24 protein-coding genes and 1 riboswitch are annotated in these 26,326 nt (G+C 68.5%); of the genes, 19 read left to right on the forward strand and 5 right to left on the reverse strand.

The window, feature by feature from the left end; translation table 11 throughout:
* Nucleotides 1-325 precede the first annotated feature (325 nt).
* The 5 genes from L6Q67_RS21550 to L6Q67_RS21570 all read right to left on the reverse strand — a co-directional run bounded on the left by L6Q67_RS21550 (nucleotide 326) and on the right by L6Q67_RS21570 (nucleotide 7,525).
* Complete coding sequence (locus L6Q67_RS21550; protein ID WP_296574734.1) at nucleotides 326-934, reverse strand: LON peptidase substrate-binding domain-containing protein; 609 nt, start codon at nucleotides 932-934, stop codon at nucleotides 326-328.
* Nucleotides 924-1,577, reverse strand: a complete 654-nt coding sequence (locus L6Q67_RS21555) for a flavin prenyltransferase UbiX (protein ID WP_296574736.1) — start codon at nucleotides 1,575-1,577, stop codon at nucleotides 924-926. Before L6Q67_RS21555 ends, L6Q67_RS21550 begins: the two co-directional genes overlap by 11 nt.
* 76 nt (nucleotides 1,578-1,653) lie before the next feature.
* Complete coding sequence (locus L6Q67_RS21560; protein WP_296574739.1) at nucleotides 1,654-3,156, reverse strand: sodium:solute symporter family protein; 1,503 nt, start codon at nucleotides 3,154-3,156, stop codon at nucleotides 1,654-1,656.
* 63 nt (nucleotides 3,157-3,219) lie between these two features.
* Entirely contained in the window at nucleotides 3,220-6,498 is a 3,279-nt protein-coding gene (locus L6Q67_RS21565) for an EAL domain-containing protein (protein ID WP_296574742.1), read from the reverse strand.
* Nucleotides 6,499-6,523: 25 nt separating this feature from the next.
* Nucleotides 6,524-7,525, reverse strand: coding sequence for an ABC transporter substrate-binding protein (locus tag L6Q67_RS21570; protein WP_296574745.1), 1,002 nt, complete (start codon nucleotides 7,523-7,525; stop codon nucleotides 6,524-6,526).
* A 192-nt stretch (nucleotides 7,526-7,717) separates the two neighbouring features.
* On the opposite strand from L6Q67_RS21570, the gene L6Q67_RS21575 reads away from it, so the two are divergent.
* From L6Q67_RS21575 to L6Q67_RS21665, 19 genes are all read left to right on the forward strand, one after another.
* Entirely contained in the window at nucleotides 7,718-8,734 is a 1,017-nt protein-coding gene (locus L6Q67_RS21575; protein WP_296574748.1) for a peptidase U32 family protein, read from the forward strand.
* Nucleotides 8,735-8,739: 5 nt separating this feature from the next.
* Nucleotides 8,740-9,645: a U32 family peptidase gene (locus L6Q67_RS21580; RefSeq protein ID WP_296574750.1), complete on the forward strand. Its 906-nt coding sequence runs from the start codon at nucleotides 8,740-8,742 to the stop codon at nucleotides 9,643-9,645.
* Between the two features lie 20 nt (nucleotides 9,646-9,665).
* Entirely contained in the window at nucleotides 9,666-10,142 is a 477-nt protein-coding gene (locus L6Q67_RS21585) for an SCP2 sterol-binding domain-containing protein (RefSeq protein ID WP_296574753.1), read from the forward strand.
* A gap of 104 nt (nucleotides 10,143-10,246) precedes the next feature.
* A complete protein-coding gene (locus tag L6Q67_RS21590; protein WP_296574756.1) occupies nucleotides 10,247-11,329 on the forward strand; it encodes a VanZ family protein in 1,083 nt (360 codons plus the stop codon).
* 80 nt (nucleotides 11,330-11,409) lie between these two features.
* Entirely contained in the window at nucleotides 11,410-11,718 is a 309-nt protein-coding gene (locus tag L6Q67_RS21595) for a (2Fe-2S) ferredoxin domain-containing protein (protein WP_296574760.1), read from the forward strand.
* A gap of 2 nt (nucleotides 11,719-11,720) precedes the next feature.
* The gene (locus tag L6Q67_RS21600) at nucleotides 11,721-12,359 is read left to right on the forward strand and encodes an alpha/beta fold hydrolase (protein ID WP_296574763.1); all 639 of its coding nucleotides are present in this window, start codon (nucleotides 11,721-11,723) and stop codon (nucleotides 12,357-12,359) included.
* The gene (locus L6Q67_RS21605) at nucleotides 12,356-12,964 is read left to right on the forward strand and encodes a glutathione S-transferase (protein ID WP_296574766.1); all 609 of its coding nucleotides are present in this window, start codon (nucleotides 12,356-12,358) and stop codon (nucleotides 12,962-12,964) included. Before L6Q67_RS21600 ends, L6Q67_RS21605 begins: the two co-directional genes overlap by 4 nt.
* Nucleotides 12,964-13,908, forward strand: coding sequence for an ATP-binding cassette domain-containing protein (locus L6Q67_RS21610; RefSeq protein WP_296574769.1), 945 nt, complete (start codon nucleotides 12,964-12,966; stop codon nucleotides 13,906-13,908). The genes L6Q67_RS21605 and L6Q67_RS21610 overlap by 1 nt, the downstream gene beginning before the upstream one ends.
* A 54-nt stretch (nucleotides 13,909-13,962) precedes the next feature.
* A complete protein-coding gene (locus tag L6Q67_RS21615) occupies nucleotides 13,963-15,318 on the forward strand; it encodes a diguanylate cyclase (protein ID WP_296574771.1) in 1,356 nt (451 codons plus the stop codon).
* A gap of 6 nt (nucleotides 15,319-15,324) precedes the next feature.
* Nucleotides 15,325-16,119: an ABC transporter permease gene (locus tag L6Q67_RS21620; protein WP_296574782.1), complete on the forward strand. Its 795-nt coding sequence runs from the start codon at nucleotides 15,325-15,327 to the stop codon at nucleotides 16,117-16,119.
* Nucleotides 16,120-16,122: 3 nt separating this feature from the next.
* Nucleotides 16,123-16,461 carry a divalent-cation tolerance protein CutA gene (gene cutA / locus L6Q67_RS21625; RefSeq protein WP_296574784.1) on the forward strand — a complete coding sequence of 113 codons (339 nt, stop codon included), beginning with the start codon at nucleotides 16,123-16,125 and terminating at the stop codon, nucleotides 16,459-16,461.
* Between the two features lie 61 nt (nucleotides 16,462-16,522).
* Complete coding sequence (gene dsbD / locus L6Q67_RS21630) at nucleotides 16,523-18,337, forward strand: protein-disulfide reductase DsbD (protein ID WP_296574787.1); 1,815 nt, start codon at nucleotides 16,523-16,525, stop codon at nucleotides 18,335-18,337.
* A gap of 67 nt (nucleotides 18,338-18,404) precedes the next feature.
* A riboswitch (S-adenosyl-L-homocysteine riboswitch) is annotated at nucleotides 18,405-18,516 on the forward strand.
* Between the two features lie 103 nt (nucleotides 18,517-18,619).
* On the forward strand, nucleotides 18,620-20,032 hold the full coding sequence (ahcY, locus tag L6Q67_RS21635; RefSeq protein ID WP_296574790.1) for an adenosylhomocysteinase: 1,413 nt from the start codon (nucleotides 18,620-18,622) through the stop codon (nucleotides 20,030-20,032).
* Between the two features lie 92 nt (nucleotides 20,033-20,124).
* Entirely contained in the window at nucleotides 20,125-20,964 is an 840-nt protein-coding gene (gene metF / locus L6Q67_RS21640) for a methylenetetrahydrofolate reductase [NAD(P)H] (RefSeq protein ID WP_296574793.1), read from the forward strand.
* Nucleotides 20,965-21,111: 147 nt separating this feature from the next.
* Entirely contained in the window at nucleotides 21,112-23,184 is a 2,073-nt protein-coding gene (locus L6Q67_RS21645; RefSeq protein ID WP_296574796.1) for a bifunctional diguanylate cyclase/phosphodiesterase, read from the forward strand.
* Between the two features lie 119 nt (nucleotides 23,185-23,303).
* Nucleotides 23,304-23,582, forward strand: coding sequence for a DnaJ domain-containing protein (locus L6Q67_RS21650; protein WP_296574799.1), 279 nt, complete (start codon nucleotides 23,304-23,306; stop codon nucleotides 23,580-23,582).
* The gene (locus tag L6Q67_RS21655) at nucleotides 23,579-24,091 is read left to right on the forward strand and encodes a hypothetical protein (RefSeq protein ID WP_296574803.1); all 513 of its coding nucleotides are present in this window, start codon (nucleotides 23,579-23,581) and stop codon (nucleotides 24,089-24,091) included. The genes L6Q67_RS21650 and L6Q67_RS21655 overlap by 4 nt, the downstream gene beginning before the upstream one ends.
* Before the next feature lie 12 nt (nucleotides 24,092-24,103).
* Nucleotides 24,104-24,874, forward strand: coding sequence for a hypothetical protein (locus tag L6Q67_RS21660; RefSeq protein ID WP_296574806.1), 771 nt, complete (start codon nucleotides 24,104-24,106; stop codon nucleotides 24,872-24,874).
* Nucleotides 24,875-24,919: 45 nt separating this feature from the next.
* On the forward strand, nucleotides 24,920-26,149 hold the full coding sequence (locus L6Q67_RS21665) for a hypothetical protein (protein ID WP_296574808.1): 1,230 nt from the start codon (nucleotides 24,920-24,922) through the stop codon (nucleotides 26,147-26,149).
* Nucleotides 26,150-26,326: the final 177 nt, after the last annotated feature.

The raw sequence follows: 26,326 nt of genomic DNA on the forward strand, positions 1-26,326 counted from the left end.
GTCGCCTTCTTTGCTGACTTTCTTGGCGAAGCAAGAAAGTCAGTCGCCCGCCGGGGCGAACACCCGGCCAACGTCACACCAAACAACGGAACGCCAGCCAGTAACGGCCACCCCACCGGGCATCGAGATGCCTTACCTTCCGAGGGTGAAAACACTTTCCATACTTAACGCGAACAGCGCCAATTTATTCGACCTGCTCACGCCAATGACCAGCAAGCCGCTGAACAAAGTCCGAGGTCGAATGAATTCGACCCCACGGGAACTGCGCTGCCGGTCAGGGCGAGCACAGGCCTCGAACTGAGGGAAGCGGGTTTCTCACCCCCTCTCAGTCGTCCCCCAGCAGCTTGTGCTGACGCAGGTAGGCCTGGATGATCTCCAGCCGTGAGAGGGGATCGTCGAGCTCCAGCAGACGCTGACGGGCCAGCAGCGGGATGGGCAGGATCTCCGCCAGGCGGTAGCCCACCCAGCTGGCGTCGTCGAAACGATGGGGCAGCGGAAAGGCCTCCTCGCCCGCATCGGCGACGATTGCCCGGAGCAGGGGCAGCACATCCGCGAGGGCTTCCGGCACGGACTGCACCGGTGGCTCGGGCAGCAGCGCGATATGCGCGGTGAGCAGGCGGTCGGGGCGCGTGCTCTGCTCGACGATGCGGAAACGCTCGCCGCCCCGGGTGGTGATGAAGAGCAGGCCCGGCTTGTCCATGTCCCAGCCGGTGATGCGGGCGATCGAGCCGACCCCGTGGGGCACCGCCGGCGCGCCCACCTCGCCGCCTTCGCGGATCAGGCACACGCCGAAGGGCGCATTGGCGCGCATGCAGCGGGCGGCCATGTCCAGGTAGCGGGCCTCGAACAGCTTGAGGGGCAGCACCCCGTCCGGAAACAGGACCGTGCCCAGGGGGAAGAGGGGGATCTCGACGGTGTCGATATCAGTGCTCATGCTTCGCGCTCCCGACGGCCTCTCCCCAGCGCGCCATCAGCGCATGGGGCACGGCGAGTTGATCGAGGATGCGGGCGACGACGAAGTCCACCAGGTCGTCCACGGTTTGGGGGTGATGGTAGAAGCCCGGGTTGGGGGGCAGGATGACCACGCCCATCCGCGCCAGACGCAGCATGTTCTCCAGGTGCAGGGCCGAGAAGGGCGTCTCCCGGGGCACCAGGATGAGCTTGCGGCCTTCCTTGATGACCACGTCGGCAGCCCGTTCGATGAGATTGCCGGCAAGGCCCGCGGCGATGGACGCCAGGGTGCCCATGGTGCAAGGGCACACCACCATGGCCTCTGGCGGGTTGGAGCCGGAAGCCGGCGGCGCGAACCACTCCTCGCGGCCGAACACCCGCAGCTGGCCCGGGGCCGCGTTGAAGCGGGCACCCAGCTGGGCTTCCACCTCGTCGGGGCGGGCGGGCAGGGCCAAGTCCATCTCCTGCCGGGCGACGATCTGGGCCACCTGGGAATACAGCAGCCACACCCGGCAGCCTGCTGTCAGCAGGCACTCCACCAGGCGCAGGCCATAGGGCATGCCCGAGGCCCCGGTGAGGGCGACGGCGATGGTTTTGTGGGCGGACGACGGCGCGGTTGGGGTCAAGGCTGAAGAGTCCTGGTTATCGGCGGGCATCCGGAGAAGAGACGCGCCAGCGCGCCCGGGGTTCCCCGAGCCGCGCTCAATGGCGGTGGATGGCGCCGATGCCTTCGTGGGCGACACCGTGGGAAGCCGCGGCATGATGGCCGTGGCGCAGGCGGTCGTGCACCCCATGGTCATGGGGCAGCCATTGCTTCACCAGCGAGCCGGCGACCATGCCAAGCGCGCTGGCCAGCAGCCCGGCGAGTTGGGCCGGAATGAAGGGGTCTTCGCCGCCGGCGATGTGCACCGCCAGCCACACGCCCACCCCGCAGCAGATCGAGGCCAGCGCCCCCTGGTTGGTGGCACGGCGCCAGTACAGCCCGCACAGCAGCGGGATGAAGGCCGCCACCAGGGTCACCTGGTAGGCGTTCTCCACCATCTTGAAGATGCTGGCATCGGACACCATGGCGTAGAGGGTGACCAGCACGGTGAAGCTGAAGGTCACCACGCGCATCCAGAACAGCAGCTTCTTGTCGGTGAGATCGGGCAGGGCCGGCTTGAGGATGTTCTCGGTGAAGGTCACCGACGGCGCCAGCAGGGTGGCCGAGGCGCAGCTCTTGATGGCCGACAGCAGGGCCCCGAAGAACAGGATCTGGGCCACCAGCGGCGCCTTGGACAGCACCAGCTCGGGCAGGATCATCTGCGAGTCGGTGTTGATCAGCCGCGACACCAGGGCCGGATCGATGAGGGTGGCCGAGTAGGCCAGGAACATGGGCACGAAGGCGAAGGCGAAATACAGGGCACCGCCGAGCACCGAGCCCCACACCGCGATGCGTTCGGACTTGGCCGACTGGACCCGCTGGAAGACGTCCTGCTGGGGGATGGAGCCGAGCATCATGGTCACCGCCGCGGCGATGAAGGCGATGACCTCCTTCGGGTCGGCCGCCGGGAAGAAGGCGAACTTGCCCTCGTTCATGGCGTGATTCACCACCACCCCGACGCCACCGGCCAGGCTGCTCACCTCGCCGCCGATCCACAGCATGCCGATGACGATGATGATCATCTGCAGGAAGTCGGTGACGGCCACCGCCCACATGCCGCCGAACAGGGTGTAGACGAGGATGGTGATGGAGCCGATCCACATGCCCGCCACCTTGCTGATCTCCCCCGCCGACACCACGTTGAAGACCAGGCCCAGGGCGGTGATCTGCGCACCGACCCAGCCCAGGTAGGAGATCACGATGGCGACGGTGGTGAGCACCTCGACGCCGCGGCCATAGCGCTTCTTGTAGAAGTCGCCGATGGTCAGCAGGTTCATGCGGTAGAGGGGCGCGGCAAAGAACAGCCCCACCAGGATCAGGCACATGGACGAGCCGAAGGGGTCGGCCACTACGCCGCGCAGGCCCTCGTTGAGGAAGGTGGCCGGCACCCCGAGCACCGCCTCGGCCCCGAACCAGGTCGCGAACACCGTGGCGGTGACCATGTAGAAGGGCAGATGCCGGCCGGCGACGGCGAAATCCCGGGTGTTATGGACCCGCGTGGCGGCGATGAGGCCGATGGCCACCGAGATCAGCCAGTAGGCGATGACGAACCAGAACAACATGGGGCAAGGAAAAGCGTGGGGGATGGACCGATTATAGGGTCGTGCAGCCCGGCGGGAACATCCTCAGCGCACCAGTCTGGCGGCAAAGACCTCTGCCGGCTCGGCCCGCCCGTAGTGCCAGCCCTGGAACTCGTCGCAGCCCAGCTCCCGCAGGGTGGCGGCCATGGCAGCGGTTTCGACGCCCTCGGCCACCAGCTCCAGGCCGAGGTTGTGGCCGAGGCCGACGATGGCGGCGACGATGGCCTTGTCTTCCGGCCCCTCGTTGATCTCGCGCACGAAGGATTGATCCACCTTGAGTTTGTCGATGGGAAAGCGCTTGAGGTAGGCGAGGCTGGAATAGCCCGTGCCGAAATCGTCGATGGCGATGGACAGGCCGAGGGCCTTCAGCTCGGCCAGCTGGCGGGCCGCCCGCTCCACGTCGCGCATCACCATGCTCTCGGTGACCTCCAGGGTCAGCCACCCGGCCGGAACATCGTGGCGGCGCAGCACAGCCGCCACCGTATCGACGAAATCCGCCCGCCGGAACTGCAGGGCCGAGATGTTGGCGGCCACCGGCACCAGGCTGCGCCCTTCGGCCCGCCAGGCGGCCAGCTGGGCGCACAGCATGTCGAGCACCCGGTTGCCGATGGGCAGGATCAGCCCGCTCTCCTCGGCCAGGGGGATGAAACGCCCCGGCGACACGTCGCCCAGCTCCGGGTGGGTCCAGCGCAGCAGGGCTTCGGCGCCGACCAGACGGCCGTCTTCGGCGGCCACCACCGGCTGGTAGTGCAGGTGCAGCTCGTTGCGTTCGAGGGCACGGCGCAGGGCGTGCTCCAGGGACAGGCGCTCGCTGGTCGGGGTGGTCACCCCGTCGGCAAAGAACTCAATGGCATTGCGCCCCTCCTCCTTGGCCCGGTACATGGCCATGTCGGCCCGGTCGAGGAGGATGTCCGCTTCCTCGCCATCCTCCGGCCAGACCGCCACGCCGATGCTGCCGGAAAGGGTGAACTCGCAGCCAGCGAGGCGGAAGGGTTCTTCCAGCGCCCCCAGCAGCCGCCCGGCCGCCCGGGCCTGCACCTCACGCCCGCCCTTCACCGGCATCACCACCACGAACTCGTCGCCGCCGTGGCGCAAGGCGCATTCGCCCTCGGCCATCACCGATTGCAGACGCTGGGCGACTTCCACCAGCAGCTGGTCGCCGATGTGGTGGCCGAGGGTGTCGTTGACGTTCTTGAAACGGTCCAGATCGAGGAAACACAGGGCGACCCCGCAGGCATCACTGCGGGCGGCGGCGATGGCCCCGGCCACCGTGTCCTCGAGGGCGGCGCGGGAGGGCAGGCCGGTGAGGAAGTCGTGACTGGCCAGAAAACGGATGCGCGCCTCGTCGGCCTTGCGCTGGCTGATGTCGGAGAAGACCCCCACGTAGTGGGTCACCGCACCATCCGGCGCGCACACGGCACTCACCGACATGTCGGCCGGAAAGGTCTCCCCGGCGCTGCGGCGAATCCACACCTCGCCCTTCCACAGCCCGCCTCGCGCCGCCACGTCGCGGATGGCGGTGGCGAAGCCGCGGGGGTGACGCTGCGGATCGAAGAGCACCAGGGTCTGGCCATGTACGGCCTCCTCGGAGAGGCCGGTGAGGGTAGTGAAGGCCCGGTTGATCATCACCACCCGCCGGTCCGGCGACACCACCACGAAACCCTCGGAGTTGTTCTCGAAGACCCGGGCCGCCAGGTTCAGGCTCTCGTCGCGGCGGTAGTTGCGCAGGGCGAAGCCGATGTCGGCGCTCATCTCGTCAAACAGGCTGACCGCGGGGGCGTCGAAAAACCCGTTCGCCGCACTGTGCAGTATCAGCACGCCCTCACCCCCCTCTTCGGCGCGGATCGGGAAGACGGCACAGGACCCGTGCGGCGAGGGCGCGCCGGAAGCGCTGATGCCGGCCCCGGCCATGGCCCCGCCGTCATTGAAGACCCGGGCCTCGGCGGGTACCCCGCCGGGCAGCGCCCAGGCACCGCCGAGCACACCCTCGGCCCCCTTGCCCCAGGCCGCCACGGCTTTCAGCAGGCCATCTTCGCGCAGGCCGATCCAGGCCAGGTCCAGGTCACCGAACTCCACGGCAATGCGCGCCACCTGGGGCAGCAGGGAAGCCGCGTCGCGGGTATGCACGATGGCCTTGTTGGTGGCCGACAGGGCCTTGTAGAGGTGCTTCATGCGACGGATGTCGCGGGCGTTGTCCCGGGCTGGCTGCAGGTCGTAGCAGGAGCCGACGAAGCCGGCAAACACGCCGTCGCCATCGAAGAAGGGGGCACCGTGGTCGGCGATCCAGTGATAGCTGCCATCGGCGGTGCGCAGGCGATACTCGCTGCTCAGGTTGCTGCGGGTGGCAAGGGCTGCGTTCCACGCCTTCAGACAGGCCTCCCGATCGTCCGGATGCACCCCGTCGAGCCAGCCGCAGCCTTGCTCCTCGATCAGGCTGCGTCCTGTGAAGTCATACCAGGCCCGGTTGAACCAGTCGCACTCACCATTGGTCTTGGCGCGCCAGGCAAGATGGGGAAAGGATTCCAGCATGGCCAGGTGCTGATCACTGGCCCGGGCCAGCTGCCGGTTGCGGGTACGCAGGGTGAGCAGCAGCTCGTTGAGGGCCTCGGCCAGCTCGCCGATCTCATCCCGACGCGCCACCGGCACCGGCAAATCGCTGCCGGTTTCGCGGCGGTGGGCGAGGACGCCGCGAATGGCCCCGGCCGGGCGCAGCACATAGCGTGCCACCATCAGGTAGAACAGCCCTGCCACCGCGCTGAGCACCGCCCCCAGCCACAGGGACAGCTGGATCACCGTGTCCCGCGCGGCCTGCCACAGGCTGCTGGCGTCGAGATGCAGCTGCAGCACGCCGTCCTCGAGGCGCCCGTTCTCCCCGTCGGAGCCGACCAGCAGCAAGGGCTCGAGCACGTCCAGGCGGCGCTCGGTCATGTCCAGCCGGCGCCAGCCCTGGCGGGACAGCAGCACTTCACCCAGGCGGGCGGCGATGGCCGGTTCCAGGGCTTCGGCCGGCCGGCCGTGGAGGCCGTGATCGCTGGCCGCCACCACCCGCAGGGGCGAGCCGGCCAGCAGGGTCACCCCGCGCACGTCCCGGGAGGCCCCCAGGGTGGAGATGAAACGGCGCAGATCGGCAGGCTCGCGGGCCGTCTCGGCCGCCGAATAGACCGCCGCCACCATCACGTCGGCGCGCTGGTCGACAAGGGTACGGAAGCGCTCCAGGATGCTGGCGTAGAGAATGCCGACCAGCAGCACCAAGCCCACCGCCCACACCCCCAGCAGCGGGCCCATCAGGCGCCAGCGCAGGGACAGGAAGTGGGGCGTGCTCACGCGCATGGTCCAGAACCGCCCGGGCTCATGCGCTGATGCCGGTCGCGGCAATCAGCTCGCGGGCGATCAGGAAGTCCTTGAGGGTCCGGCTCTGGCGCAGCTGGGCCAGGGCCATCATGGCCCCCTGCAGCTGGTTGAGGGAACGCTCCACCGGGCCACCGGGGGCGAGCAGCTCAGGCTGCTCCTTGCGGCCCACGTAGTGCAGGCCGGCAAGGGTCTGGCGCAGCTCGTCGACGCTCATGTTCTCGCGCCGGGCCATGATGGCGTGGGCTTCGTCCGGGTTGGACTCCATGAAGGCCATGGCCCGGTAGTAGGCGCTGACGAAGGCCTGCACCTCGTTGCCCCGGCGGGCCACGAAGCCCCCGTCGAAAACCAGCGTATCCACCACCTGGCCCGGCACCTGGCCGCTGTGAAAAACCACCTTTCCGCCCTTCTCGAGCAGACGGTTGGACTCCGGCGGAAAGCACACCGCCGCGGCCACCAACCCGTCGGCAAAGGCGGCGGGCATGGCGTTCTGGGGCATCGGCACCAGGGCTACGTCACGCACCGTCAGCTGCACGCTGGCCAGGGCCAGGGCCAGCAACTGGATGTGCAGGGTGCCGGGTTCGATGGCCACCCGGCGCCCGCGCAGATCGGCCAGGCTCTTCACCGAGCCCGCGGCAATCAGCACGTCGGCGCCGTTGGAGTAATCCACCACCGCGGCGATCTGCGGCCGCAGCCCCGACTGGTCGGCCGCCAGCAGGATCTCCACCAGGGTGGCACCACAGCCATCCACCTGGCCGCGTTCGAAGGCGCGCCGCGAGGCGCCGATGGAGGTCAGATCCACCAGCGCCACCTCGATGCCCACGTCACGGAAATAGCCCTTTTCCCGGGCTACATAGAGGGGGTCGTAGCCTGGCCAGGGGTTGGTGGCGAACTTGATCGGCTCCTGGTAGCTGGCGCTGCAGCCCCCGCTGCTGCCGAGCAGGAGGCAGGCCGAACCAAGTCCGGCACTCAGGAAACGACGGCGTGGCAAGGAAGGAGACATGGCCGGGGGAGGTCGGATGAATGGCCGAAAGTATGCCCGAGCCGACACCGAAATCCCATTCTGCAGAAATGGGATTCACATTTGTCCAAGGCCCGTCGGCCACCCCGTTGACCCCGGTCAAGGCCAGCCCCGGTGACCCCGCCTATAGTCCGCCCGCGTCGTTTCCCGCCCGCGCCATTTTCGCTGCTGCCCATGACTTCTCCCCGCCCCATCGAGCTGGTCTGCCCTGCCGGCAGCCTGCCCGCCCTCAAGACGGCCATCGACCACGGCGCCGACTGCGTCTACCTCGGTTTCAAGGACGCCACCAACGCCCGCAACTTCAGCGGTCTCAACTTTGACGACAAGGCCATGGCCGAGGGTGTGCGCTACGCCCACGACCGGGGCCGCAAGGTGCTGCTGACCCTCAACACCTACCCGCAGACCGACAACTGGCAGCGCTGGACCGGCGCCGTCGACCGGGCCGCGGCCTTCGGCATCGACGCCGTGATCCTGGCCGACCCGGGCCTGATGGCCTACGCCCGCAAGGCCCACCCCGGCCTGCGCCTCCACCTGTCGGTGCAGGGCTCGGCCACCAGCTACGACGCCATCAACTTCTACCACGAGCACTTCGGCATCTCCCGGGCGGTGCTGCCCCGGGTGCTGTCCCTGGCCCAGGTGGAACAGGTCATCGCCAACACCCCGGTGGAGATCGAGGTCTTCGGCTTTGGCGGCCTGTGCGTGATGGTGGAGGGGCGCTGCGCCCTGTCGGCCTACGCCACCGGCGAATCCCCCAACTGCGACGGTGCCTGCTCGCCCGGCAAGCACGTGCGCTGGGAACAGACCCCGAAAGGCATGGAGACGCGCCTCAACGGCATCCTCATCGACCGCTTCGCCGACGGCGAGCGGGCCGGCTACCCGACCCTGTGCAAGGGCCGCTTCGAGGTCAACGACGAGACCTACTACGCCATCGAGGAACCCACCAGCCTCAACACCCTGGAACTGCTGCCCGAGTTGGCCCGCATCGGCGTGCGCGCCATCAAGATCGAAGGTCGCCAGCGCAGCCCGGCCTACGTGAGCCAGGTCACCCAGGTGTGGCGCGCCGCCATCGACCGGGTGCTGGCCGGCCCGGCCGAGCCCTTCCGCGTCGAACCGGCCTGGATGGCCGAACTCAACAAGGTCTCCGAAGGCCAGAGCCACACCCTTGGCGCCTACTACCGCCCCTGGAAATAAGCACGATGAAGATCGCCCTCGGCCCCCTGCTCTACTACTGGCCCCGTCAATCCACCCTGGCCTTCTACGCCGACATGGCCGACGCCCCGGTGGACGTCGTTTACCTGGGTGAGACCGTGTGCTCGCGCCGCCACGAGCTGCGCCTGCCCGACTGGCTCGAAGTAGCCGAGATCCTCACCGCCGCCGGCAAGGAAGTGGTGCTCTCCAGCCAGGTTCTGGTGGAATCCGAGTCCGACCTGAAGACCCTGCGCCGCATCGTCTCCAACGGCAACTTCCGCGTCGAAGCCAACGACATGGGAGCGGTGCGCCTGCTCTCCAGCGGCGACGCCCCGGCGCGCAACTGGATCGCCGGGCCCACCCTGAACATCTTCAACCCGACCACCCTCGACCTCTTTGCCGACCTCGGCGCCACCCGCTGGGTGGCCCCGCCGGAGATGTCCCGGGCGCAGATCGCCGCCCTGCGCGACGGGCTCGGACACGACATGGAAGTGGAGATCTTTGCCCACGGCCGCCTGCCCCTGGCCTACTCGGCCCGCTGCTTCACCGCCCGCCATTACAACCTGCAGAAGGACACCTGCGAGTTCCGCTGCCTCGAGTTCGCCGACGGCATTCCCCTGAAGACCCGCGAAGGGGCGCCCTTCCTCACGCTGAACGGCATCCAGACCCAGTCCGCCCAGGTGCACACCCTGCTCGGCGATCTGCCCGCGGTCTGTGCCGAGGGCGTCGACCTGCTGCGCGTCAGCCCCCAGGGCGCCCACACCCCCGAGATCCTGCAGCTGTTCCGTCAGGCCCTCGACGGTCTCATCCCCCCGGCCGATGCCCTCCACGAAGCCCTGCCCCTGCTGCCCGCCGAGCCCTGCAACGGCTTCTGGCACGGCCGGCCGGGCGTCGAGCAGCGCGTCCCCAGCTGAACCCCGCGGAGCCCCAGCCCATGAAGATCCCCGCCTTCACTCTCCCCGCCCCCCTGGCCCGCCTGGGCGCCCACCTGCCCCAGCTGCCGCCCACCCTGGCCCTGGTAGGCGGCCTCAACCTGGCCCTCGACCGGGTGCTGCCCCGCGACACCCTCGAACCCCTCACCGGCAAGCGCCTGCTGCTCAAGGTCACCGATGCCGGCATGGCCCTGCGCTTCACCCTCACCCCACGGGGCTTCCGCCCACTGTTCGACGGCCGCGCGCCCGACCTCACCATCTCCGCCACCACCCGCGACTACCTGGCCCTGGCCCTGCGCGAGGAAGACCCGGACACCCTGTTCTTCAGCCGGCGCCTGCTGATGGAAGGCGAAACCGACCTGGGCCTGCTGGTCAAGAACACGCTGGACGCCGTGGACTGGGACAGCCTCGGCACCCAGCTGGCGCGCTTCCGCCTGCCCCTGCCCACCGGGCTGCACACGCCGGCCGGCGGGCACTGAACGCCCGGCGCCAGGTCGGCCAGCGCCGGCCGCCGCCATGCCGCAGCGCGGCAGAGCCCGGCTGCTCGGGCTAGAATGGCCCCGACGCGCCATTCCCCCAGCCCATGCCTCTTCAACGTCGCAGCTCCCCTCTTGCCGCCTATTTCGCCGCAGCCATCGGGGTGCTGATCGTCTACGCCTGCCTGCATCCCTTTGCGGGCTGGCGTGATCCGGGCCTGCCGGCCTTCGAGTTCCTGTCGGCCCCATGGCCGCGCTACTACACCTGGGTGGACCTGACGGTGAACGTGATCGGCATCGTGCCCTTCAGCTTCGCCCTGGTCTCGGCCCTGCCCGGGCGCCTGCCCCGCGCCGGGGCGGTGGTACTGGCCGTGTTGCTGACCTTCCTGCTCAGCCTGTCAGTCGAAACCCTGCAGAACTTCCTGCCCAGCCGGGTGCCCTCCAACGTGGATGTGGGCTGCAACACCCTGGGTGGCCTGCTCGGCGCCCTGGCCGGCGGGCGCTGGGGCGGCCGCCTGTTCGATCCGCGCAGCGGCCTCACCCGCTGGCGGCGCAAACGCATCGTCGCTGGCCACCCCGGGGAGATCGGCCTGGTGGTGATGGGCCTGTGGCTGCTCACCCTGCTCACCCCCGAGAACCTGCTCTTTGCCAGCGGCGACCTGCGCCCGCTGCTGGATCTGCCCACCCCGCTGCAGTTCAACCCGGTGCGCTTCGTCAAGGTGGAGGCCGCCATCGCCGCCTGCCAGCTGCTCGCCGTGGGGCTGACGGCGCGCTGCATGATGCGCCAGTTCAGCCCCTGGCCCCTGGCACTGCTCGTTCTCCTCGGCCTGGGCGCCAAGACCCTGGCCGCGGCGGCCTTCTTCTCGCCGGGCGACCCCTTTCACTGGGTCACCCCCGGCGGGCAGCTCGGCCTGGCTGCCGGCGCCGCCCTGCTCGGCGTGAGCCTGCTGCTGCCTGCCCGCAGCCACGCCATGCTGGCCGGGCTGGCCCTGCTGCTGGGCACGGCCCTGGTCAACCTGGCCCCCGAGAACCCCTTCCTGCCCAGTGACGTCACCCTGATCCGCCAGGGCAACTTCCTCAATTTCCACGGTCTCACCCAGCTGACCGCCAGCCTGTGGCCCTTCATCACCTTCGCCTATCTTGGCCTGCTTGGCGCCAGCGCCCCGCGGGACGGCTTTCGCAACCATTGAAAGACGCCACCGGGCGAGCGATTGATTGATAATCGCGGACACATTCAGGGCCAGATTTGGCGCCCCCACCCGGAGACCCCATGAGCTACTTCAAGCACCACGTTTTCTTCTGTTGCAACCAGCGCGCCGAAGGCGAGAGCTGCTGCGCCGCCCAGGGCGCCGTCGAACTGCAGACCTACGCCAAGGACCGCATCGCCGCCCTCGGCCTCAAGGGCAAGGGCAAGGTGCGCATCAACAAGGCCGGCTGCCTCGACCGCTGCGACGAGGGCCCGGTGCTGGTGGTGTACCCGGACAACGTCTGGTACACCCTGGTGGACAAGTCCGACGTGGACGAGATCATCTCCGAGCATCTGCAGAATGGCCGCATCGTCGAGCGCCTGAAGATCTGACCATGGCCACCGAGAACGCTCTCATCCACGGCCCCGCCGGGCAGATCGAGCTGATCATCGACACCCCCGACCACGTGCGCGGCATCGCCCTGGTGTGTCACCCCCACCCGCTCTTCCACGGTGCCAACACCAACAAGGTGGCCCACACCCTGGCCCGGGTCTTCCGCGACCTGGGCTACGCCGCCCTGCGCCCCAACTTCCGCGGCGTCGGCAAGAGCGAGGGCGGGCACGACAACGGCATCGCCGAGACCGAGGACATGCTGGCCGTGATCAGCTGGGCCCAGAGCCGCTGGGGCAGCCTGCCCCTGGCCCTGGGGGGCTTCTCCTTCGGCGCCTACGTGCAGACCCGGGTCGCCGCCCGCCTGGCCGAGGGCGTCACCCCCGCCGGCCGCATCGTGCTGGTGGGCACTGCCGCCGGCCAGGTGACCGGCGCGCGCAGCTACACCACCCTGCCGGTCCCCGACGACACTCTGGTCATCCACGGGGAGAAGGACGAGACCGTCTCCCTCGCCAACGTGATGGAATGGGCCGAACCCCAGGAGCTGCCCGTGGTGGTGGTGCCCGGTGCCGACCACTTCTTCCACGGCAAGCTGCACATCATCCGCAAGCTCATCGACCGCGCCTGGGAGCCCCTGCCATGAAACTCGTCGCATCCCTCACCAGCCCCTACGCCCGCAAGATCCGCGTGGCCCTGGCCGAAAAAGGCCTGCCCTTCAGCCTGGAGGTGGACATCCCGTGGCTGGCCGAAACCTCCGTGCCCGACTACAACCCCCTGGGCAAGGTGCCGGCCCTGGTGGCCGATGACGGCGAAGTCTGGTACGACTCCCCGGTGATCGCCGAATACCTGGAGACCCTGGGCGGCGCCACCCTGATTCCCGCCGACCGGCTGGCCGCCCTGCCGGTGCGCCAGACCGAAGCCCTGGCCGACGGGATCACCGACGCCGCGGTGGCGGCCTTCCTCGAGAGCCGCCGACCCGCCGGGCAGCAGGACAGCGCCAGCATCGAACGCCAGATCACCAAGATCCACCGCGGCCTGGCGGCCCTCGACCGGCGCCTGGTGGAGCGCAAGGGCATGGCCGGGGCCAACCTCGGCCTGGGCGACATCGCCGCCGCCTGCGCCCTGGGCTACCTGGACTTCCGCTTCGCCTCGCTGGTGTGGCGCAGCACCCACCCCGAGCTCGCCGCCTGGGCCGCCGACGTGCTGGCCCGGCCGTCCTTCGTTTCCACCACACCGCCACCGGCCTGATGCCGCTCGAGATCAGCGGCCTCGTCAAACGTTTCGGCACCGGCCCCGACGCCCGGGAGGTGGTGCGCGGCCTCGACCTCAAGCTCGAGCGGGGCGAGTGCTTCGCCCTCCTCGGGCCCAACGGCGCCGGCAAGACCACCACCCTGCGCTGCGCCCTGGGCCTGGCCGAGGCCAGCGTCGGCAGCATCCGGCTGTGCGGCCTGCCCGTGCCCGCCCAGGCCCGGGAGGCCCGCGCCCGGGTGGGCGTGGTGCCCCAGACCGACAGCCTCGACCCCGACTTCACCTGCGCCGAGAACCTCGTCGTCTTTGCCGGCTACTTCGGCATCCCCGAGCGCGACATCCGCCCCCGGGTGCCCGAGCTGCTGGCCTTTGCCGGCCTGGAAGGCAAGGAGAACGCCCGCATCCAGTCCCTATCGGGGGGCATGAAGCGGCGCCTGACCCTGGCCCGGGCCCTGGTCAACAAGCCCGAGCTGCTCATCCTCGACGAGCCCACCACCGGCCTCGACCCCCAGGCCCGCCACCTCATCTGGGAGCGCCTGCGCCGTCTTACCGCCGAGGGCACCACCATCCTGCTGACCACCCACTTCATGGACGAGGCCGAGCGCCTGGCCCACCGCCTGGCCATCCTCGACACGGGCCGCATCCTCGCCCAGGGCAGCCCGCGGGAGGTCATCGCCGCCCACATCGAGCCCCAGGTGGTGGAGGTCTTCGGCGACTGGACCGGCGAAGGCGCCGCCTCCGGAGCCGCGGCCTGGGCCGCACGCCATGCAGAGGCCCTGAGCCGGCGTTGCGAGATCAGCGGCGAGACGGCCTTCTGCTACACCGACGATGCCGCCCCCCTGCTCGCCCACCTGGCCCACCAGCCGGGGCTGCGCACCCTGCACCGGCCGGCCAACCTCGAGGACGTCTTCCTCAAGCTCACCGGCCGGGAGCTGCGGGATTGAGCCCGCTGCCGGCACGCCATGGACAGCCCGGTACCGGACACCTATCCTGAAACGATGTCACAGGGCTTCTCTCCCCTTCCGGACAGCCTCGACTGCGCAGCCATCCTGGAGCGGCTGCCGGTAGCCCTCGCCCTCATCGACCCCGGCAACGGCCAGTTCATCCGCAGCAACGAGGCTTTCCGCCAAAACTTCGGACACCCGGCCCAGCCTTTTCCGGACTGGTGGAAGCGGGTACATGCCTCCCCGCGTCTCCCCGACACCCCGGACATGTGCCCTCCGCCCCCCGACGGCAACGCCCGGGACGACATCGAATCGGACATGCTGAGCATCGATGGCAGCCCGCGGCACCTGCGCACCCAGGCACGCCGCCATGGCCACCACCTGCTGCTGTGCTTCGTCGATCTCACCGACAACGACAGCCGCCAGGATCTGCTGCGCCAGGCCCTGGCCGAAATGGAAGCGCGCTCGGTCACCGACCCCCTCACCGGGCTGCTGACCCGCCGGCGCCTCGAGGAAGCCTCCCTGAGCGAGATGCACCGCTTCCGCCGCTTCGGCCACCCCATCTCGATAATCATTGCCGACATCGACCACTTCAAGCACATCAACGACACCCACGGGCACCCGGTGGGCGACCAGGTGCTGATCGAGTTCGCCCTGCGCCTGGCCGGAGAATGCCGCGACCTGGACGTACTCGGACGCTACGGCGGCGAGGAGTTCGTGGTCCTGCTGCCCAGCACCCCCCTGGCCGGCGCCATCACCCTGGCCGGCAAGCTGCGCCTGGCGGTGTGCCGGCAGCCTTTTGCCGGAGTCGGGTCGGTCACCGCCAGCTTCGGGGTGGCGGAATGCGTCTCGAAGGAAGACTGGAACGCCTGGCTGACCCGCGCCGACCGCGCGCTCTACGCCGCCAAACACGCCGGTCGCAACCGGGTCGAGGCGGCCCCCGAAAGCGCCTTCGACGAACGCAGCATCAAGCACCGCAACCGCCTCGACCGGCTGACCTGGGAGGACGGGCACTGCGTCGGCGATCCGATCATCGACGCCCAGCACCAGAACCTCTTCGAACTGGCCAACCGCCTGCTCAACCTGGTGCGCGAAGCTGGCCCGCCCGCCGAGATCCACACCACCATCCGGGCCCTGTCCGACGCCACCCGACGCCATTTCCGCGACGAGGAGGCCATCCTCAGCAGCGTCGCCTACCCGCGCCATGAACAGCACGCCAAGGCCCACCGCGTCCTGTCCGCCAAGCTCGATGCCCTCTCCGGCCAGAGCGCCATGGGCACCCTGCCCACCGGCAAGCTGATCGAATTCCTGGCCTACGATCTGGTGGATCACCACGCCCTCGGGGCCGACCGGGACTTCATCCCCTGGCTGCGGCGCGGCCCCCGGGACCCGGCCCCCACCGACGACTGACCCCCAATGCCCCACGCCACTGCCCTCCATTTCGCCCCGCCCCGCCTGTCCCTGCGCTTTCTCGCCGTCTGGCGGCGCAACTTTCTCGTCTGGAAGAAGCTCGCCCTGCCGTCCATCGTCGGCAACCTGGCCGACCCGGTGATCTACATGCTCGGCCTGGGCTACGGCCTCGGCCTGCTGGTGCCCGAGGTCGAAGGCGTGTCCTACATCGCCTTCCTGGCAGGTGGCACCCTCGCCTACTCCACCATGAACGCCGCCACCTTCGAGGCCCTGTACTCGGGCTTCTCGCGCATGCACGTGCAGAAGACCTGGGAGGCCATCATGAACGCCCCCATCGCCCTCGACGACATCGTCGCCGCCGAGCTGGTGTGGGCGGCGTCCAAGTCCTGTCTGGCCGGGGTGGCCATCCTGGCTGTGATCGCCGCCTTCGGCTTCACCGCCTCCCCCCTGGCCCTGGCCGCCATCCCGGTGGTCTTCCTCACCGGCCTGTGCTTTGCCGCCCTCGGCCTGATCATGACCGCCCTGGCGCCGAGCTACGATTTCTTCATGTACTACTTCACCCTGTTCATCACTCCGATGACCCTGCTCTCGGGGGTGTTCTTTCCCCAGGGTCAGCTCCCCGACAGCGTGCAGCTCATCGCCTCGGCCCTGCCCCTGAGCCACGCCGTCAGCCTCATCCGCCCCCTGCTGCTGGGCCAGGTGCCGGCCCAGATCGGCCTGCACCTGGGTGTCCTCGCCCTGATCACCGTGCTGGCCTTCTGGCTGGCCCTGGGCCTCACCCGCCGTCGCCTGCTCAAGTAAGCCATGACCACGCCCGAAGAAACCCTGCTCGTCCTCACCAACCTGCCCGACGCCGACACCGCCAAGGCCGTGGCCCGCCTGCTGGTGGAACAACGCCTCGCCGCCTGCGTGAACATCCTCGCCCCCTGCACCTCGGTGTATCGCTGGCAGGAGCAGATCGAGAGCGCCGCCGAGGTGCCCATGCTGATCAAGACCACCCTGCTGCGCTACCCGGCCCTGCAGGCGACCCTCACCGAGGCCCACCCCTACGAACTTCCCGAGATCATCGCGATCCCACTCCACAAGGGCCTGCCCGCCTACCTGGCCTGGATCGGCGCCGAGACCGTCGAACACCTGCCCTGATCCATCGATTCTTGATCCATCCGGGTGCCGCCCCCCTGCGGTGCCCCGTAAACTGCCGTCCATGATCCGATTGCCCGCCTTCCTGCTGCGCCTCGCCGTGGCACTCCTCATGGCCTGCGCCGGCCTGTCTGCCCATGCCCAGGAGCCTCTGCCCGTCGAACAGGCCTTCCGCGCCTCGGCCCGCGCCCTCGACGACAAGGCCGTGGAGATCCGCTTCCAGGTGGCCGATGGTTACTACCTGTATCGCCACCGCTTCAAGTTCGAGGCCGAGGGCATCCGCTTTGGCGAACCCGCCCTGCCCCCGGGCAAGCCCAAGAAGGACGACGCCTTTGGCGAAGTGGAGATCTATCGCAAGGAACTGGTGTTCACCCTGCCGGTGAGCGCCGGCCAGCCCCCCTTCGACCTGCAGCTCACCAGCCAGGGCTGCGCCGACATCGGCATCTGCTACCCGCCCCAGACCAGCACCCTCAAGGTGGCCCTGGCCAGCGGCGGCGGCCAGGGGGGCTTCCTGGCCCGGGCCCTGGGCCAGGAAGCCCCCGCCAGCAGCAGCCCCGCGCCTGCCCCTGCGTCGGCCAGCGAGCACGATGAATCCGGACGCATCGCCCGCCTGCTGGACGGCAGCGGCACGGCGATGGTGCTGGCCAGCTTCTTCGGCTTCGGGCTGCTCCTCACCTTCACCCCCTGTGTCTTCCCCATGATCCCCATCCTGTCCGGGATCATCGTCGGCCACGGCCACACCATCTCCAAAGGCCGCGCCTTCGGCCTGTCGAGTCTCTACGTGCTGGGCATGGCCCTCACCTACGCCGCGGCAGGCGTGGCGGCCGGCCTGTCGGGCACCCTGCTGTCGGCGGCGCTGCAGAACCCCTGGGTGCTGGGCGGCTTCGCCCTGGTCTTCGTGGTGCTGGCCCTGTCCATGTTCGGTTTCTACGAACTGCAGTTGCCCACCGCCCTGCAGAGCCGCCTGTCCGACAATGCCAACCACCAGAAGGGCGGTTCCCCCGGCGGCGTCATCGCCATGGGCGCCCTGTCGGCCCTGATCGTCGGCCCCTGCGTGGCCGCCCCCCTGGCCGGCGCCCTGCTCTACATCGCCCAGACCGGCAATGCCGTGCTCGGCGGCGCGGCCTTGTTCGTCATGGCCCTGGGCATGGGCGCCCCGCTGATCGTCGTCGGCGTGCTGGCCCGCAGCGCCCTGCCCAAACCCGGCCCATGGATGGAAGGCGTCAAGCGCGCCTTCGGGGTGATGCTGCTGGGGGTGGCCGTGTGGCTGGTGTCCCCGGTACTGCCGGCCATCGTGCCCATGCTGGCCTGGGCCGGCCTGCTGGTGTTCTCGGCCATCTACCTGCACGCCCTCGACCCCCTGCCTGCCCACGCCAGCGGCTGGCAGCGTTTCTGGAAGGGCTTCGGCGTGCTCGCCCTGCTGGCCGGCGCGGCCCTCTTCATCGGCGCCCTGGCCGGCTCCCGTGATCCGCTGCAACCCCTGGCCATCCTGCGCGCCCAGGCCGCCACCGCCCCGGCCACGGCCCACACGGCCTTCCAGCGGGTGCGTTCGGTGGACGAGCTCGACCAGATCCTCAAGACCGCCACCCGCCCGGTGATGCTCGACTTCTATGCCGACTGGTGCATCTCGTGCAAGGAGATGGAGCGCTTCACCTTCGCCGACCCGGCCGTGGCCCGCCAGCTGGAGGGCTTCCAGCTGCTGCAGGCCGACGTCACCGCCAACAACGACGCCGACAAGGCCCTGCTCAAACGCTTCAGCCTCTTCGGCCCACCGGGCATCATCTTCTTCGACGCCGCCGGCACCGAGCGCAAGACCCTGCGGGTGGTGGGCTTCCAGGACGCGACAACCTTCGGCAAGGTGCTGGAGGCCGCCCTGTAGGGGCAGCTTCGACAGGCGGCAGGAATTTCTCAAGAAACACCGCTTCGATCCGCTATAATCCCCGACCAGTTTCGAGGAGCGCTGCAAGACCGCCGGGTGCAAGGCCCGCCGTCCCAGGCTCGATGTCAGTGCCCGTGGCAGAGCACCGCCGCAGGCGCCAGCAACCGCGCTCACCCGTCCATGCTTTGTTTGCAAACCCGTGCCGGGCACGGGGAGACGTGGTGAGCCCTCGATGATCAGCCACCCGTAGTCCCTTCCCGGCCACACGTTCGAGGAATTCTCATGAACACTGTGGCTGAAAAGTTCACCGATTTTGTCATCGCCGATCTCTCCCTGGCCGAATGGGGCCGCAAGGAGATCAAGATCGCCGAAACCGAGATGCCCGGCCTGATGGCCATCCGCGACGAGTTCGCCGCGGCCCAGCCCCTCAAGGGCGCGCGCATCACCGGCTCCCTGCACATGACCATCCAGACCGCGGTGCTGATCGAGACGCTGACCGCGCTGGGCGCCGAAGTGCGCTGGGCCTCCTGCAACATCTTCTCCACCCAGGACCACGCCGCCGCCGCCATCGCCGCGCAGGCCATCCCGGTGTTCGCCGTCAAGGGCGAGTCCCTAACCGACTACTGGGACTACACCCACCGTATCTTCGAGTGGGCCGACGGGGGTTTCTCCAACATGATCCTCGACGACGGCGGCGACGCGACCCTGCTGCTGCACCTGGGCGCCCGCGCCGAGAAGGACCTGTCGGTCATCGCCAAGCCCTCCTCCGAAGAAGAGACCATCCTGTTTGCCGCCATCAAGGCCAAGCTGGCCGTGGATCCGACCTGGTACTCCGTGCGCCTGGCCGCCATCAAGGGCGTCACCGAGGAGACCACCACCGGCGTGCATCGCCTGTACCAGATGCACCAGCGCGGCGAGCTGCGCTTCCCGGCCATCAACGTGAATGACTCGGTCACCAAGTCCAAGTTCGACAATCTCTACGGCTGCCGCGAATCCCTGGTGGATGGCATCAAGCGCGCCACCGACGTGATGATCGCCGGCAAGGTCGCCGTGGTGTGCGGTTACGGCGACGTGGGCAAGGGCTCTGCCCAGGCCCTGCGCGCCCTGTCCGCCCAGGTGTGGGTCACCGAGATCGACCCCATCTGCGCCCTGCAGGCCGCCATGGAAGGCTACCGCGTGGTGACCATGGAGTACGCCGCCAGCCTGGCCGACATCTTCGTCACCACCACTGGCAACTTCCACGTCATCACCCACGACCACATGGCCGCCATGAAGGACCAGGCCATCGTCTGCAACATCGGCCACTTCGACAACGAGATCGATGTCGCCTCCATCGAAAAGTACCAGTGGGAAGAGATCAAGCCCCAGGTGGATCACGTGATCTTCCCTGACGGCAAGCGCATCATCCTGCTCGCCAAGGGCCGCCTGGTTAACCTGGGCTGCGGCACCGGCCACCCGAGCTACGTGATGTCCAGCTCCTTCGCCAACCAGACCATCGCCCAGATCGAGCTGTACACCCGTACCGCCGACTACCCGGTGGGCGTGTATACGCTGCCCAAGCACCTGGACGAAAAGGTTGCCCGTCTACAGCTCAAGAAGCTCAACGCCCAACTCACCGAGCTGACCGACGAGCAGGCCGCCTACATCGGCGTGGCCAAGCAAGGCCCCTACAAGGCCGAGCACTACCGCTACTGAGCCCGGCCCACCGGGGCGGGCTCACCCCCGCCCCGCCGCCGTGATCCACGCCCGCCCGGCATGCCCTGCCGGCGGGCCTGCGAGGAACCATCGTGTCCACCAAGACCCCCATTTCCATCGAGTTCTTCCCGCCCCAGACCTCCGAAGGCGCCGACAAACTGCGCACCACCCGGGCCAAGCTGGCCGAGCTGAAGCCGGAGTTCTTCTCCGTCACCTTCGGCGCCGGTGGCTCCACCCAGGCGCGCACCTTCGAGACCGTCTTCGAGATCCTTCGCGAAGGCCACGAAGCCGCCCCGCACCTGTCGTGCATCGGCTCCACCCGCGACCAGATCCGCGCCATCCTTCAGCGCTACCAGGACGAAGGCATCCGCCGCATCGTCGCCCTGCGTGGCGACCTGCCCTCCGGCGTGGGCGACCCCGGCGAGCTGCGCTACGCCAACGAGCTGGTGGAGTTCATCCGCGCCGAGACGGGCAGTCACTTCCGCATCGAAGTGGCCGCCTACCCCGAATACCACCCCCAGGCCCGCAGCCCGAAGGACGACCTGCTGGCCTTCAAACGCAAGGTGGACGCCGGCGCCGACTCGGCCATCACCCAGTACTTCTACAACCTGGACGCCTACCTGCACTTCCGCGACGAATGCAGCGCCCTGGGCATTGGCGTGCCCATCGTGCCGGGTGTCATGCCCATCGTGTCCTTCTCCAAGCTGGCGCGCTTCTCCGACGCCTGCGGCGCCGAGATCCCGCGCTGGATGCGCCGCAAGTTCGAATCCTTCGGCGACGACAGCGATTCGATCAAGGCCTTCGGCCTCGACGTGGTCAGCGACCTGTGCGAAAAGCTCATCGCTGCCGGCGCGCCGGGCCTGCACTTCTACAGCATGAACCAGGCCGGCCCCACCATCGCCCTGTGCGATCGCCTCGGGCTCACCGGCTGACAGTAAGGGCCCCGGCATGCCGGGGTCGTTTCTTTCAAGTTTCGGCATCCCATGCCGATATCCCGGGGAAATCATCTTTCCCCGGCCATGGAACTGCACACCCCTTTTCATCCCCCTCCCGGCTCCCGCCTCCGGAACAGGGAAACGGTGTTCCGCGAACTCCTTGCCCGTCCGACTGATGGCTTCTTCGTCGTGGACGCGCAGGGATGCTTCATCGAAGCCGACGACACCCTCGGGCAGCTGCTGGGCTGCAGTCCCGACGCGCTCATAGGGCGCCCCACGACCGATTTCGTCCACCCGGCCAGCCGCGCCGCCCTGTGTCAGCCGATCAACTGCATCTCCACCAGCGAGCGACGCAACTACCGCCTGGAGCTGCTGCACCAGGACGGCAGCGTGATACCCGCCCTGGTCAACACCATCACCACCCGCAACGCGGCAGACGGAACGATCAGCGGCGCCGCCGGCTTCATCACCGACCTGCGCGACAGCCGTGACAAGCCCCCGCATGCCGGCTACGTCACCTCCGACATCGAGGCCACCCGCCACCACCATAGCCAGCTTCAGCTGGCCGCCACCGTCTTCAGCGAAAGCCGGGACGCCATCTTGATCACCGACAGCCAACGCCGGGTCATCTCGGTCAATCGCGCTTTCACGGCCCTGACCGGCTACAGCGCCGATGAAGTCGTCGGCACCGAAGCCCCGTTGATCGCCGCCAGCCATCACGCCCCGGGCTTTCTGGACCAACTCCTCGACGAACTGGCCCGCACCGACCACTGGAACGGCGAGGCCTGGAGCCGCCGGCGCAACGGCGCCATCTTTCCCCAATGGCTGTCGGTCTCCACCGTCAGAGACGACCAGGCCGGGATCCTCCATTACGTGGCGATGTTCTCCGACCTCAGCGAGCGCAAGGCCGCCGAGGAACGCGCCGATTTTCTCGCCCGCCACGACCTGCTCACCCGCCTGCCCAACCGTTTCCTGCTCCGCGACCGGGCCGAACAGGCCTTCGCCCATGCCGTGCGGGCCGAAACCCGGGTCGCCCTGCTGCTCCTCGACCTGGACCACTTCAAGCAGATCAACGACAGCCTCGGCCACCCGGCCGGCGACGCCCTGCTGCAGACCTTTGCCGACCGCCTGCGCAGTACCACCCGCGACACCGACACGGTCAGCCGCCAGGGCGGCGACGAATTCCTGGTCCTGCTCACCGACATCCGCGACAGCGACGACATTGCCCCCATCGTCGAAAAGATCATGCACACCCTCGCCCGGCCCTGCCTCCTCGCCGGCCAGGAGATGAGCGTTTCGTGCTCCGTCGGCCTGGCCGTCCACCCCGAGGACGGCACCGACTTCGACACCCTGATCCGCAACGCCGACGCGGCCATGTACAACGCCAAGGAAGCCGGCCGCAACACCTTCCGCTTCTACTCCCAGCAGATGAACGAGGACGCGGTGCAGCGCCTCGATATCCAGAACCGCCTGCGCCGTGCCCTTGAACGCAACGAATTCGTCCTCCACTATCAGCCCCTGATCGACCTGGGCGACAGCCGCATCGTCGGCGCCGAAGCCCTGATCCGCTGGAACTGCCCCGATCTGGGCATGCAGCCCCCGGGCGTGTTCATCCCCGTGGCCGAAGACAGCGGCCTGATCGTCGAGATCGGCGAATGGGTGCTGCGTGAAGCCTGCCGCCAGGCCCGCGCCTGGCAGGACGTCGGGCACCGCGACCTGGTGCTCGCCGTCAATCTCTCGCCCCTCCAGTTTGCCCGCGGCAACCTGGTGGAAACCGTGCGCCAGGCCCTCGCCGACAGCGACGCCAACCCGGCCCTGCTCGAACTCGAAATCACCGAGAACGTGCTGGTCAAGGACACCGAACAAGTGCTCGCCACCGTGCGCCAGCTCCACGCCATGGGCCTGCGCCTGGCCATCGACGACTTCGGCACCGGCTACTCCAGCCTCGCCTACCTGCGCCGCTTCGCCGTCGAAAAGCTCAAGATCGACCAGTCCTTCGTCCGCGACCTGCCCACCGACCCGGACGCCGGCGCCATCGTCCGGGCCGTCATCCAGATGGCCAAGAGCCTCAAGATCGCCGTGCTCGCCGAAGGCGTCGAAACCGCCGACATCGCCCACGACCTGCGCCTGCTCGGCTGCGACTACGCCCAGGGCTACTACTTCGGCCGCCCCATGCCCGCCGACGCCTTCGCCGAACGCCTGCCGCCCCCGCGCTGACGCCCCAGGGGTCACCCTGGAATGGCCCGCCCTCGCGGGCAGGCCCTTTTTTACCTTATAATCAGGGGCTTCCCGTGACCCGCCCCTGATCTGCCCGGGCGCCTTTCCCGTTTAACGCCATGCGTGACCCCTACGAAACCCTGGGCATTTCGCCGACGGCCGCGGCCGACGACATCAAGACGGCCTACCGCAAGGCGGCCCGCCTGTACCACCCGGACCGCAACCCCGACCCCGGCGCCGCCGACCGCTTCCGGCACATCCAGGCGGCCTACGACATCCTCTCCGACGATGCAAAGCGGCGCGACTACGACGCCCTGCGCCGGCGCAACCTGATTGACGACCCCCTGCAGGAAGCCACCTCCCTGTGGACGTCCTACATTGAAAAGGTAATTTCTTGACCTCGTTTTACTTTGAAGACATCTTCGAGCGCTACGCCAGCGAGATCGACGACCTGCGCTCCGACTCCGAAGGCAAGGATGTGCTCAACAAGCGCGTGCGCGACAAGCACAAGGAGTTCTCCTTCCTGCTCGGCATGATCGACACCGCCCCCGAAATGGTCGCCCCGGCCTTCCACGGCGCCTTCGGCTTCAGCACCGGCAAGCTCCTGCACACCGCCTCCAACAGCGAACCGGGCGACGAGGGCTTTCCCTCCTGGGCCGAGCTCGAGGCCTGCCTCGACATCGCCCCGTGGGCCCGCCCCCTGATCAACATCTGCCTCGACAAGGACGGTGGCGAGAGCTTCCTCGTCACCACCGCCGTGCTCGAATGGCTGCTCGGCAGCGGCCTCAGCGCCCGCTCCGCCCCCGAAGCCAGCCGCGATGAAGACGACGAAGACAACACCGACGACCTCGGCGAAGCCGGCGAAGAATGGATGTCCGAGCAGGGCTTCGACGCCGTTGACCGTTAAGAAAGACCGTTCATGACCCAGCTAGTCATCAAGGAAACCCGCGAACTCATCCTGGCCGGGGAGATCTCCCGGGCCGAAGCCCACCTCGTCGTCGTCGCCGAACAGGAGGGCGATCACGCCCTGGTCGAAGTCCTCGACGAGATGGCCCCCAAGGACGTCCTGGCGGTGATCCGCGAATTCGATGCGAGCAAGGAATCGGTGGTCAATCTGCTGGTCAGCCCCGAACAGTTCGTCCAGGCCATCGTGCTCGAACGCCAGTACGGCGAGCCCATCGAGAAATACGTGCCGCGCCTGCGCAACACCATGAACGCCGTGATGCACCGCAGCCCGGCCGCCTGCGCCGAGGTGCTGGACTGCCTGGTGGAGCACGACGACGGCGTGCGCGTGCTGGCCGACTACTTCACCGATCACTACGACTCCCTGCTGGCCCTGGCCTACCACGGCGTCTTCGAGGCCGAGATCGACCTGGAGAAGGCCTTCGCCCCCAAGTCCGCCATCACCTGGGACGCCGAGCGCGTGGACGAGCTCGACCAGGGCCTGGAGATCGGCGACGCCATCGAGATGGTGCGGGTGCGCATGTCGCGCTCCGAAGTGGCCGACTCGGACTGGATGGAAACCGCCTGGGTGCTGCGTCACGAGTTCTCCGACACCTTCGAGCTGCTGATCATCGAGATTCAGGACCGCCTGCACCGCGCCGCCGAAGCCGCCAAAATGCCTCTGCCCGAATCCGCCGAGCCCGGCGTGCCGAAGCTCGACGAGGACGACGAGGAATCCGCCATCTGACCAGGAAAGCGCGCTGCGCCCCTGCGGCGCAGCGCCCCGCACCCGATGTTCGCTGATACCGCACTCACCACCGTCGACACCCGCCCCTATTTCGAGCGGGTGCTGTGCCATGCCCGCCTGGAAGGCCTGGTGGACGCCACCCGGCTCGACGCCCTGCGACGTGAAGGCGCCAAGGGCATCGTGCAACTGGCCACCTACTTCGGCACCCCCAACCTGCGCCCGGAGCTGGAAGCCGCCCGCACCCGCCTAGTGACCCTGGTCAGCCTGGCCCTCGAAGCCGAGTCCGGCGGCAAGATCGACCTGGCCGGCCGCCTGCTCCGCGACAAGACCCTGCTGGCCCTGTCCAAGGCCGGCGCCGACCGCCTGCGCAAGCTGCACAGCCTGCCCACCGAGCGGCTCCTCGGCGCACCGGAGATCTTCCGCGAGAGCGAAAAGGATTTCCTCGCCAAATGCACCGCTGAAACCCCGATCACCTACGCCCGCTACCTGGCCGAACACGCCGGCCGCGAGCGTAACCAGCACTACATCGACGCCACCTACTGGCTCGCCGGCAAGCTCGGCGTGGATCGGGACGACGCCGACGAATGGCACGTGTTCTGCGAATCGGTGATCAACAGCGCCCTGCTGGTCCTCCTCACCGAACGCAAGCCGGCCGGCTTCTTCAGCGTCGACCGCTTCATGAAACTCCACGAAGCCGCGCGCAAGAAGCGCAGCGCGAGCTTCCCTGCCCTCGACACCTGGCTCGCCGACGCCCCGCCGGCCGTGCAACGGCTGATGACGCGGGAGACCGAGCGCTTTGTGGCCGAAGTTTTGCCCATCATTCGCGACATCCCGGCCACCGAGATCTACCGCAACCAGGACCGCTTCTCCGGCCTGTTCTTCTTCGACACCAGCTCCGTCAGCGAGATCACCCACCACGACAAGGCCTGCGCCGAGGAATGGACCCGCATCACCGGCAACCAGGGTGAACACACCGACGTGCAGTGCGGCGTGCTGCTGATGATCGCCACCGGCCTCGAACCCACCCGCAGCCTGCTCAAGCGCGACGCCACCCGGATCTGGGACAACTTCCGCCAATCCGGCTTCAACGAAACCGCCGTCAGCCGCTTCATCGACAACGTCGTGCCCTTCGAATACCAGTCCGACGTACGCCGCCTGTGGGACGACGACCTCGGCCCCGAAGCCCGCCAGCAACTGGACAGCGACGACACCACCCTGGTGATGAACTACCTGCAGGACACCTGCCGCGCCAGCTGGAAGAAGAAGGCCGGCTGAGGTAGCCCCTGTGGGGTCGAATTCATTCGACCGCGGACGTCGCTCGACGGCTTGCCGGTGATCGGCGTGAGGAGGTCGAATGAATTCGACCCCACGGAAGAAGCCGCCCACCCTCCATGCGCCAATGTGGACACCGCAGCGCACCATTTTGGCGCCTCTTCCGGCCCGTCCGGGCTC

This window comes from Zoogloea sp. (assembly GCF_023150065.1).
Lineage (GTDB): Bacteria > Pseudomonadota > Gammaproteobacteria > Burkholderiales > Rhodocyclaceae > Zoogloea.